Origin of the sequence: Pseudomonas sp. GM60, from assembly GCF_000282415.1 — a bacterium.
GTDB classification, from domain to species: Bacteria; Pseudomonadota; Gammaproteobacteria; order Pseudomonadales; family Pseudomonadaceae; genus Aquipseudomonas; species Aquipseudomonas migulae.
Map to the genome: position 1 here is coordinate 1 of NZ_AKJI01000127.1, position 10,555 is coordinate 10,555.

General features: G+C 60.4%; 9 protein-coding genes. 6 read left to right on the forward strand and 3 right to left on the reverse strand.

What is annotated here, in order from left to right; genetic code table 11:
• Positions 1-142: 142 nt before the first annotated feature.
• Both PMI32_RS03590 and PMI32_RS03585 read right to left on the reverse strand, forming a co-directional pair.
• A complete protein-coding gene (locus PMI32_RS03590) occupies positions 143-1,327 on the reverse strand; it encodes a porin (protein ID WP_008034063.1) in 1,185 nt (394 codons plus the stop codon).
• 175 nt (positions 1,328-1,502) lie between these two features.
• The gene (locus PMI32_RS03585; protein WP_008034065.1) at positions 1,503-2,309 is read right to left on the reverse strand and encodes a sulfite exporter TauE/SafE family protein; all 807 of its coding nucleotides are present in this window, start codon (positions 2,307-2,309) and stop codon (positions 1,503-1,505) included.
• A gap of 160 nt (positions 2,310-2,469) precedes the next feature.
• Between PMI32_RS03585 and PMI32_RS03580 the strand changes: the two genes are divergently transcribed.
• A complete protein-coding gene (locus PMI32_RS03580) occupies positions 2,470-3,333 on the forward strand; it encodes an MBL fold metallo-hydrolase (RefSeq protein ID WP_008034066.1) in 864 nt (287 codons plus the stop codon).
• 183 nt (positions 3,334-3,516) lie between these two features.
• Here the strand turns inward: PMI32_RS03580 and bkdR are convergent, their stop codons facing one another.
• Positions 3,517-4,005, reverse strand: a complete 489-nt coding sequence (gene bkdR, locus PMI32_RS03575) for a Bkd operon transcriptional regulator BkdR (RefSeq protein WP_008034067.1) — start codon at positions 4,003-4,005, stop codon at positions 3,517-3,519.
• Positions 4,006-4,191: 186 nt separating this feature from the next.
• On the opposite strand from bkdR, the gene PMI32_RS03570 reads away from it, so the two are divergent.
• From PMI32_RS03570 to PMI32_RS03550, 5 genes are all read left to right on the forward strand, one after another.
• Complete coding sequence (locus tag PMI32_RS03570; protein WP_008034068.1) at positions 4,192-5,427, forward strand: 3-methyl-2-oxobutanoate dehydrogenase (2-methylpropanoyl-transferring) subunit alpha; 1,236 nt, start codon at positions 4,192-4,194, stop codon at positions 5,425-5,427.
• A 1-nt stretch (position 5,428) separates the two neighbouring features.
• Positions 5,429-6,487, forward strand: a complete 1,059-nt coding sequence (locus tag PMI32_RS03565; RefSeq protein WP_008034069.1) for an alpha-ketoacid dehydrogenase subunit beta — start codon at positions 5,429-5,431, stop codon at positions 6,485-6,487.
• Positions 6,488-7,759, forward strand: coding sequence for a dihydrolipoamide acetyltransferase family protein (locus PMI32_RS03560; RefSeq protein WP_008034074.1), 1,272 nt, complete (start codon positions 6,488-6,490; stop codon positions 7,757-7,759). It begins immediately after the preceding gene.
• Between the two features lie 3 nt (positions 7,760-7,762).
• Entirely contained in the window at positions 7,763-9,145 is a 1,383-nt protein-coding gene (gene lpdA, locus PMI32_RS03555) for a dihydrolipoyl dehydrogenase (RefSeq protein WP_008034075.1), read from the forward strand.
• Positions 9,146-9,357: 212 nt separating this feature from the next.
• Positions 9,358-10,377, forward strand: coding sequence for a branched-chain amino acid aminotransferase (locus tag PMI32_RS03550; protein WP_008034076.1), 1,020 nt, complete (start codon positions 9,358-9,360; stop codon positions 10,375-10,377).
• Positions 10,378-10,555 lie beyond the last annotated feature (178 nt).

A 10,555-nucleotide genomic window follows, 5' to 3' on the forward strand; every position in this document is an offset into this window, starting at 1 on the left:
TCCGTGCCCGGCGCGCCGTTTTCTGCCATGACACAAAACCTGTAGGAGCCAGCTTGCTGGCGATGGCGGTGGGTCAGGCAACAATGATGGTGGCTGACAGTCCGCTATCGCCAGCAAGCCGGCTCCTACAAGGGATTGGGGGTTACCAGGTCAACACCGCCCCCACCGCGAAGGTGTCGGTGTCTTCGTTTTGCGCGCTGGTTTGGTGGCCATTGATTTCGAACTGGTTGTACTCGGCCACCAGTTTCAGGTTGTCGTTGACGTCATGGAACAGCGCTATGCCGCGAGTTTCATAGTCCGCGCCGCTGCCCACCACGCCGTTGCCGTCGTCCTTGGTCTTGCCGTAGGACAAGGCCAGGCGGTTTTTGCCCAGCTTGTACGAGCCCTGCAACAGGTAGCCGTCGCTGTCGACATTACGCAGCGTCGGTTCGCCGGCGTTGTTGGTGAAAAACGGGTTGATACCCTTGGCCTGAAAACCCGAACCGGTCAGCGACAAGCCGCCCATTTTCGCCTGCACGCCATAGCCAACGCCTTTGGAGGTGACGGATTGCACCGTGGAATCGGTGTTGTCCGAAGTCTGGTAGCTGCCGTTCACCCAGCTGTAAATCTTCGCCCCGGCGAGGTCGAACTGGTAAGTGATCTCGCTCTCGGTGCGCGGGTTTTCCTGATAGGCCTTGCCGGTCGCGCTGCTGTCGTTGGTGTCCACCGGGTCCATGATCCCTACCGCGACTCGCAAGCCGTCCATCACCGGGGTGCGGTAAGTGATCTGCGACGTCGGGAACGGGTACGGATAGCCGCTGCCGATGTTGCCGAATGACACCCCGCCGCCATCCACCAACCCGAGCGTGTCGCTGACCTGCCCATAACCGGCCAACAACTCATCGAGCAGAATGTTGGAACGGGCAAACAGGCCGAAGTCCTTGCCGATCAGCACTTCGCCCCATTCCGGGTTGGCCACCGTGCCGTAAAACTGCCGCACGTCGATGGCGGTGTCGGTGCCGTTGGTTTCGCTGTCGTTGATGGTCACCCAGAACGACGCCCGGGCACCGAGCTTGAGGTCATCGACTTGCTTGCCCATGTTGAAGCCCAGGTAGTTGGGCAAAAAGCCCATTTTCACCCGCGCCTGCCGACGGTCGAACTGCTCGCCGGCACGGTCGACGTCGCTGTTCACATAGAAGGCGTTGATGTAGCCATCGGTGGAAAACGTGGTCTGGTCCTTGTCGTACAGCATGATTTCGGCTTCGGCCATTGAGCTCAAACCCAGGGCTGACAGGCTGGCGATGAAGGCTGGCAAGTAACGGTGCTTGAAATTCTTATTGTTGTGCATGACGCGCTCCGCAGCGGGGGACTGGATGTCGGAGGCGATTATCGAAAGCGGACCGGCGGCGTCATACGCTGCCTTGGGGGTGGTTTTGAAGTGCTTTGGCGTGGCCGGTGGCGTGCAGCAAGTTGGGTGTAAGACCGGGCCACGACGAGGGCCCGGAACTTAAGGTGTAAGACGCCTAGATGCCGGCTTTGAACAGCATGTAGGCCGCGACCACCACGCAGAGGCTGGCGAAGCCGATCTGCAAGGCCCGGGCCGGGACTCGGGCGCACAGCTGTCGGCCGACGATCATGCCGATGACGCTCGCGACGATGAACGCCACGCCCAGACCATCGATCCGCACCCCGGCATGAAATGCACCGATCACGCCGATGGCAGAAATCAGGCTGATGACCATCAAGGACGTCGCGACGATCCCGCGCATCTGCACATCGGTCAATTGCTTGAACGCCGGGACAATCAGAAACCCGCCACCGACCCCGAGCAACCCCGAGACCACACCGGTCACCGCGCCGAGTGCGGCCAGGGTTGCGGTGCATTTGGCGGTCCAGGAAAAGCGCCCGGTCTGTTGATCGAGCATGCAGTTTTTCTGGCCCCAGTTGGCGTGGCCGTGATCGCTCGGCCCTTCTTCATGGCGCTCGCGGCGCAGCATCCGCCAGGCCACCATGACCATCAGCAGGCTGAACAGAATCATCAGGATTTTTTCTGGCAGTTGATGGGCAAAGTAGATGCCGACCGGGGAAAAAATCGCCCCCAGCAAGGCGATCAACAACGCCGCGCGATAACGCACCAGGCCATGGCGCAACCCATCGACGGCCCCGACCGCCGCCGCGCTGCCCACCGCAAACAATGCAACGGGGGCCGCTTGTGTCATGGTCAAACCCAACCCCAGCACCAGGGCCGGAACCGCAAGAATGCCGCCACCGGCGCCGGTCAATCCGAGGACCAGGCCCATGGCCACACCAAAAAAACTTGCCAGCAACATAAAACGCTCGTGATCCGTGAGAAGAGCCGGGAACGCCCGGTATCGATGACTGACAGGATAGAGCCCGCGCAGCTTTTTTCCTGCATTGAATTGATCGGGGCTGGTCAGCGCAGGGAAAATGAAACTACCCTGAACATCTGTCCAAAAAGAAACGGCCACCATGCCCGCCTTGATTGAAGCCTTCCTCGACCCCGCCTCATCGACCTACAGTTACGTCGTTTACGAGGCCGACGGCAGCCAGTGTGCAATCGTCGACCCGGTGCTCGACTACGACCCGGCCGCCGGGCGCACCGCCACCACCCAGGCCGATAAAATCATCGCCTTCGTGGGTGAACATCAGTTGCAGGTGCAATGGCTGCTGGAAACCCATGCCCACGCCGATCACATGTCTGCCGCGCCTTATCTGCGTCGGGAGCTGGGCGGCAGGATTGCGATTGGTCAGTCGATCAGCAAGGTGCAGGGCGTGTTCAAAGGCCTGTTCAACCTTGAGCCGGAATTTGCCGTGGACGGTTCGCAGTTCGATCACCTGTTCGCCCCCGACGAATCGTTCATGATCGGCAACCTCAAGGCCACGGCGTTGCACGTGCCCGGTCACACGCCGGCGGACATGGCCTATTTGATCGACAGCAGCGTCATTCTGGTGGGCGATACGTTGTTCATGCCGGATGTCGGCACTGCGCGCTGCGACTTTCCCGGCGGGAATGCCAATCAATTGTTCGCCTCGATCCAGAAGCTGCTGGCGTTTCCGGCCAGCGTGCGGCTTTACGTTTGCCACGACTATCCGCCTGAAAATCGCAAACCCCAGTGCCAGACCACGGTGGGCGAGCAGCGCAAGAGCAACATCCACATCCATGACGGCATCGACGAAGCGGCATTCGTCGCCATGCGCACCCGGCGCGATGCGGGGCTGGGCATGCCGACGCTGTTGTTGCCGGCGATTCAGGTCAACGTACGAGCCGGAAATTTGCCGCCGCCCGAAGAAAACGGCGTCACCTACCTGAAAATCCCCCTGAACAAACTTTGACTCTTGCTGGCGATCCCGAAGCCGCCATCGCTGGCAAGCCAGGCTCCTACAAATGCGCGGTGTCGCACCAACCCGAAATCGCCACAAACCCTGTAGGAGCCAGCTTGCTGGCGATGGCGGCTTCGGAATCGCCATCGCCGGCAAGCCGGCTCCTACAGGTTTTGTGGTGTTTGGGGGGGCAGGTCAATTGGTCAGGGTCAATCCGTTTGCCGGCAGCGGCAGCGCGGTTTTATAGCGCACTTGCTTGAGCGCAAAGCTTGAGCGGATGTTCGCCACACCGGGCACTTTGGTGAGGAAGTCCATCATGAAACGCTCCAGCGACTGAATGGTCGGCACCAGCACCCGGATCAGATAATCCGGATCACCCGCCATCAAATAGCACTCCATCACTTCCGGGCGATCCGAGATCGCTTCCTCGAAATGCTGCAACGCCTCCTCCACCTGCTTCTCCAGGCTGACATGAATGAACACATTCACATGCAGCCCCAACAGGTCGGCATCCAACAGCGTCACTTGTTCGCGAATCAGGCCCAATTCTTCCATCGCCTTGACCCGGTTGAAGCACGGCGTCGGCGACAGATTCACCGAGCGTGCGAGGTCGGCGTTGGTGATGCGCGCGTTCTCCTGAAGGCTGTTGAGAATGCCGATATCGGTACGGTCCAATTTGCGCATGAGAAAAAACCACCTGTTATTTTTGTTTATGCAGATTTTTTAACCTCAAATGACCACCAACGCAACGAAACACAGATAAATATTCTCCTGCGCCGGGCCTATGATGTTTGTAGGACAAGATTTCCATAACACGTGGAATGACGGTCAGCTCACTACAAGAAATTCACAAGATCGAGCGTAGAAGCCATGAACCAAGCGTATGAACCGCTGCGCCTGCACGTCCCTGAACCCTCGGGCCGTCCCGGCTGTAAAACCGACTTCTCCTACCTGCATCTGACCGATGCCGGCACGGTGCGCAAACCCCCAATCGACGTTGAACCCGCCGACACGGCCGATCTGGCCCGCGGCCTGATTCGCGTGCTCGACGATCAGGGCAATGCCCTGGGCCCGTGGGCCGAAGGCGTACCGGTAGAGATCCTGCGTAAAGGCATGCGCGCCATGCTCAAGACGCGGATCTACGACAACCGCATGGTGGTCGCCCAGCGTCAGAAAAAAATGTCGTTCTACATGCAAAGCCTCGGCGAAGAAGCCATCGGCAGCGCCCAGGCCCTGGCCTTGAACATCGACGACATGTGCTTCCCGACCTACCGCCAGCAAAGCATCCTGATGGCACGTGAAGTGCCGCTGGTAGACCTGATCTGCCAGTTGCTGTCCAACGAGCGCGATCCGCTCAAGGGCCGTCAGTTGCCGATCATGTACTCGGTCAAGGAAGCCGGTTTCTTCACCATTTCCGGCAACCTCGCCACCCAATTCGTCCAGGCTGTCGGCTGGGGCATGGCCTCGGCGATCAAGGGCGATACTAAAATCGCCTCGGCCTGGATCGGCGACGGCGCCACTGCCGAGTCGGACTTCCACACCGCCCTGACCTTCGCCCACGTGTACCGCGCGCCGGTGATCCTCAACGTGGTCAACAACCAATGGGCCATCTCCACCTTCCAGGCGATTGCCGGTGGTGAAGCCACTACATTCGCCGGTCGTGGCGTCGGTTGCGGCATCGCCTCCCTGCGCGTCGACGGTAACGATTTCTACGCGGTCTACGCCGCTTCCGCCTGGGCTGCCGAGCGCGCCCGCCGCAACCTCGGCCCGACCATGATCGAATGGGTCACCTACCGCGCCGGCCCGCACTCGACCTCCGATGATCCGTCCAAATACCGTCCTGCCGACGACTGGAGCCACTTCCCGTTGGGCGACCCGATTGCGCGCCTGAAGCAGCACCTGGTGAAAATCGGTCACTGGTCCGAAGAGGAACACGTCGCCGTCAGCGCCGAACTGGAAGCCGAAGTAATCGCCGCGCAGAAAGAAGCCGAGCAGTACGGCACCCTCGCCGGCGGCCAGATTCCGAGCGCCGCGACCATGTTCGAAGACGTCTATAAAGAGATGCCGGAGCACTTGAAGCGCCAGCGTCAGGAGTTGGGGATCTGACATGAACGATCACAACAACAATATTCAACCGGAAACCGCCATGACCACGACCACCATGACCATGATCCAGGCCCTGCGCTCGGCCATGGATGTGATGCTTGAACGTGACGACAACGTCGTGGTGTTTGGTCAGGACGTTGGCTACTTCGGCGGCGTGTTCCGTTGCACCGAAGGCTTGCAGAACAAGTACGGCACCTCCCGCGTGTTCGATGCGCCGATCTCCGAAAGCGGCATCGTCGGCGTTGCCGTGGGCATGGGCGCCTACGGTTTGCGTCCGGTGGCCGAGATCCAGTTCGCCGACTACGTGTACCCGGCGTCGGACCAGATCATTTCCGAAGCCGCCCGTCTGCGTTATCGCTCGGCCGGCGAGTTCACCGCCCCGATGACCCTGCGCATGCCTTGCGGCGGCGGCATCTACGGCGGCCAGACGCACAGCCAGAGTATCGAGGCGATGTTTACTCAGGTCTGCGGCTTGCGCACGGTGATGCCGTCCAACCCGTACGACGCCAAGGGCTTGCTGATCGCCTCCATCGAAAACGATGACCCGGTGATCTTCCTGGAGCCAAAACGCCTGTACAACGGCCCGTTCGATGGTCACCACGAACGTCCGGTCACGCCATGGTCGAAACACCCGGCCGCGCAAGTCCCGGACGGTTACTACACCGTGCCGCTGGACGTCGCCGCCATCACCCGTCCGGGCAAGGACGTGACCATCCTGACTTACGGCACCACCGTTTATGTGTCGCAAGTCGCCGCTGAAGAAACCGGGATCGACGCTGAAGTCATCGACCTGCGCAGCCTGTGGCCGCTGGACCTGGAAACCATCACCAAGTCGGTAAAGAAAACCGGCCGTTGCGTGATCGTTCACGAAGCGACCCGCACTTGCGGTTTCGGTGCCGAACTGGCTGCCCTGGTGCAAGAGCACTGCTTCCACTACCTGGAAGCGCCGATCGAACGCGTCACCGGTTGGGACACCCCCTACCCGCACGCGCAAGAGTGGGCGTATTTCCCTGGTCCGTCCCGAGTGGGCGCGGCTTTGCATCGGGTTATGGAGGTCTGAATGGGCACGCACGTTATTAAAATGCCGGACATTGGTGAAGGCATTGCAGAAGTTGAACTGTCGGTATGGCACGTCAAAGTCGGCGACATGGTCGTCGAAGATCAGGTGCTGGCCGATGTCATGACCGACAAGGCGATGGTCGACATCCCTTCGCCAGTTCACGGCAAGGTCATTTCGCTGGGCGGCGTACCCGGCGAAGTCATGGCGGTTGGCAGCATCCTGATCAGCATTGAAGTTGAAGGCGCGGGCAACGTTAAAGAGTCGGCCCAGCCTGCGGTTGCAGCCGCGAAAGAAGCACCGGCACCCAAAGTCGAAGCTGTTGCAGCGACCAAACCGGCTCCTGCCGCAGCGCCGCGAGCGGCCGTCTGCCAGGGCCCGATGGTGGCTCGCGAAGCCGACGAGCGTCCGCTGGCCTCCCCGGCCGTGCGCAAACATGCACTGGACCTCGGCATTCAACTGCGCCTGGTGCGTGGCACCGGCCCTGCCGGTCGCGTGCTGCACGAAGACCTGGACGCCTATCTGGCGCAAGGTCAGTCGAATGCAACGACTGCCACCGCCGCTTACGCCCAGCGTAACGACGAAGAGCAGATTCCGGTGATCGGCATGCGCCGCAAGATCGCCCAGCGCATGCAGGACGCCACCCAGCGCGCCGCCCACTTCAGTTATGTCGAAGAAATCGACGTCACGGCCGTGGAAGAACTGCGTGCGCACCTGAACGAAAAACACGGTGCGACCCGTGGCAAGCTGACCCTGTTGCCATTTTTGGTCCGCGCCCTGGTCGTCGCCCTGCGCGACTTCCCGCAGATCAACGCCCGTTACGACGACGAAGCCCAGGTCATCACCCGCCTCGGCGCAGTGCATGTGGGCATCGCCACTCAAGCGGACATCGGTTTGATGGTGCCCGTGGTGCGTCACGCCGAAGCCCGCAGCCTGTGGGACAACGCCGCCGAAATCTCCCGCTTGGCCAACGCCGCGCGTAACGGCAAGGCCAGCCGCGATGAATTGTCCGGCTCGAGCATCACCCTGACCAGCCTCGGCGCATTGGGCGGAATCGTCAGCACCCCGGTGCTGAACCTGCCGGAAGTGGCGATCGTCGGCGTCAACAAAATCGTCGAACGCCCGATGGTGGTCAAAGGCCAGATCGTGATCCGCAAGATGATGAACCTCTCCAGTTCCTTCGATCACCGCGTGGTCGATGGCATGGACGCGGCGCAATTCATCCAGGCCGTTCGTGGCTTGCTCGAACAACCCGCTACCTTGTTTGTGGAGTAAGGCATGCAGATTTTGAACACCACGCTGCTGATCATCGGCGGCGGCCCTGGCGGTTATGTGACGGCGATCCGTGCCGGTCAGCTGGGCATCTCGACCATTCTGGTGGAAGGCGAATCGTTGGGCGGTACCTGCCTGAACATCGGCTGCATCCCATCGAAGGCGCTGATCCACGTTGCCGAGCAGTTCCACCAGACGCAGCACCACAGCAAACATTCTGCGTTGGGCATCAGCGTCTCGGCGCCGACCCTCGATATCAGCAAAAGCGTCGAATGGAAGGACGGCATCGTTGATCGCCTGACCACCGGCGTTTCGGCGTTGCTGAAAAAGAACAAAATTCAGGTTATTCAAGGTTTTGCGAAAGTTATCGATGGTAAAACCGTAGAAGTCGGCGACACGCGTATTCAGTGCGAGCACCTGGTGCTGGCCACCGGTTCGAAAAGCGTGAACCTGCCGATGCTGCCGATTGGCGGGCCGATCATCTCCTCCACCGAAGCCTTGGCGCCGACGTCGGTGCCAAAACGGCTGGTGGTGGTCGGTGGCGGTTACATCGGTCTGGAACTGGGGATTGCCTATCGCAAGCTCGGCGCCGACGTCAGCGTGGTCGAGGCACAGGATCGCATCCTGCCGGCCTACGACGCTGAACTGACCCAGCCTGTTCATGATGAATTGAAAAAACTCGGCGTGAAGCTTTACTTGAAGCATAGCGTTCAAAGCTTTGATTCTAGTAACAATACATTGCAGGTTCTGGAACCGAACGGCGAAACCCTGAACCTGGAAACCGATCAGGTACTGGTCGCCGTTGGCCGCAAACCCAACACCCAGGGCTGGAACCTCGAAGCGCTGAATCTGGACATGAACGGCTCGGCGATCAAGATCGACAACCGTTGCCAGACCAGCATGCGCAACGTCTACGCCATCGGCGACCTCAGCGGTGAACCGATGCTTGCGCACCGGGCCATGGCTCAGGGCGAGATGGTGGCCGAACTGATCAGCGGTAAAACCCGCGAATTCAACCCGACGGCTATCGCTGCCGTGTGCTTCACCGACCCGGAACTGGTGGTGGTCGGCAAGACCCCGGACGAGGTCAAGGCGGCGGGTCTGGACTGCATCGTTTCAAGCTTCCCGTTCGCGGCCAATGGCCGGGCGATGACGCTGGAATCGAAAAGTGGCTTCGTGCGAGTGGTCGCTCGTCGGGACAATCACGTGATTGTTGGCTGGCAGGCCGTTGGCGTGGGTGTTTCGGAATTGTCGACCGCGTTTGGCCAAAGCCTGGAAATGGGCGCCCGACTGGAAGACATCGCCGGCACCATCCATGCGCATCCGACCTTGGGCGAAGCGGTGCAGGAAGCGGCGTTGCGGGCTCTTGGCCACGCGCTGCACCTGTAAAACAAAGCGTACGCTGAACCTGTAGGAGCCGGCTTGCCGGCGATGGCGGTATATCTGGCACGCCGAGTCGTATCGATCGCCGGCAAGCCGGCTCCTACAAGGAATGCATTCCGGGCTGCGAATTGGGCCCGGAATGAAGTATTGTTGTCCCCATCCAAAAAACGTCAGAAGCCTTGAACCGTTTCGACGGTTGTTAAGTGATAGAGGGTGTCATGGGTAACGAAAGCATCAATTGGGACAAGCTGGGTTTTGATTACATCAAGACAGACAAGCGCTATCTGTCGCACTGGCGTAATGGCGAGTGGGACAAAGGCACCCTGACCGAAGACAATGTGCTGCACATCAGCGAAGGCTCGACTGCCCTTCACTATGGCCAGCAATGCTTCGAAGGCCTGAAGGCCTACCGTTGCAAGGACGGTTCGATCAACCTGTTCCGCCCGGACCAGAACGCCGCCCGCATGCAGCGCAGCTGCGCCCGCCTGCTGATGCCGCATGTGTCGACCGAGCAGTTCATCGAAGCGTGCAAGGAAGTGGTCCGCGCCAACGAGCGTTTCATCCCGCCTTACGGCACCGGCGGCGCGCTGTACCTGCGCCCGTTCGTGATCGGCGTGGGTGACAACATCGGCGTGCGTACCGCACCCGAGTTCATCTTCTCGATCTTCTGCATCCCGGTCGGCGCTTACTTCAAAGGTGGCCTGACCCCGCACAACTTCCTGATCTCCAGCTACGACCGTGCCGCCCCACAAGGCACCGGCGCAGCCAAGGTCGGTGGCAACTATGCCGCCAGCCTGATGCCTGGTTCCCAGGCCAAGAAGGCGCATTTTGCCGACTGCATCTACCTGGACCCGATGACCCACACCAAAATCGAAGAAGTCGGTTCGGCCAACTTCTTCGGGATCACCCACGACAACAAGTTCGTCACCCCGAACTCGCCGTCGGTACTGCCGGGCATCACCCGCCTGTCGTTGATCGAACTGGCCAAGACGCGTCTGGGCCTGGAAGTGGTTGAAGGTGACGTGTTCATCGACAAGCTGTCCGACTTCAAGGAAGCCGGCGCTTGCGGTACGGCTGCCGTGATCACCCCGATCGGCGGTATCAGCTACAACGACCACCTGCACGTGTTCCACAGCGAAACCGAGGTCGGCCCGGTCACCCAGAAGCTCTACAAAGAGCTGACTGGCGTGCAAACCGGTGAGATCGAAGCGCCAGCAGGCTGGATCGTCAAGGTTTGATCTGACCTCTGCTGCATCCAAGCCCCCCATCGTCTTGGCGATGGGGGGCTTTTTTTATGAGCCAGATATTCCGTCCGCCACAGAACTGTAGGAGCCGGCTTGCTGGCGATGGTCGTTAACGATAACGCTTACTGACTGGTTCACCGCGGTGCACTGGAGTCCATCGCCAGCAAGCCGG

Coding starts and splice junctions, on each gene's coding strand:
- PMI32_RS03560 (WP_008034074.1), top strand. CDS start 6,488: ATGGGCACGCACGTTATTAAAATGCCGGACATTGGTGAAGGCATTGCA.
- PMI32_RS03550 (WP_008034076.1), top strand. CDS start 9,358: ATGGGTAACGAAAGCATCAATTGGGACAAGCTGGGTTTTGATTACATC.
- PMI32_RS03565 (WP_008034069.1), top strand. CDS start 5,429: ATGAACGATCACAACAACAATATTCAACCGGAAACCGCCATGACCACG.
- PMI32_RS03585 (WP_008034065.1), bottom strand. CDS start 2,309: ATGTTGCTGGCAAGTTTTTTTGGTGTGGCCATGGGCCTGGTCCTCGGA.
- PMI32_RS03590 (WP_008034063.1), bottom strand. CDS start 1,327: ATGCACAACAATAAGAATTTCAAGCACCGTTACTTGCCAGCCTTCATC.
- lpdA (WP_008034075.1), top strand. CDS start 7,763: ATGCAGATTTTGAACACCACGCTGCTGATCATCGGCGGCGGCCCTGGC.
- PMI32_RS03580 (WP_008034066.1), top strand. CDS start 2,470: ATGCCCGCCTTGATTGAAGCCTTCCTCGACCCCGCCTCATCGACCTAC.
- PMI32_RS03570 (WP_008034068.1), top strand. CDS start 4,192: ATGAACCAAGCGTATGAACCGCTGCGCCTGCACGTCCCTGAACCCTCG.
- bkdR (WP_008034067.1), bottom strand. CDS start 4,005: ATGCGCAAATTGGACCGTACCGATATCGGCATTCTCAACAGCCTTCAG.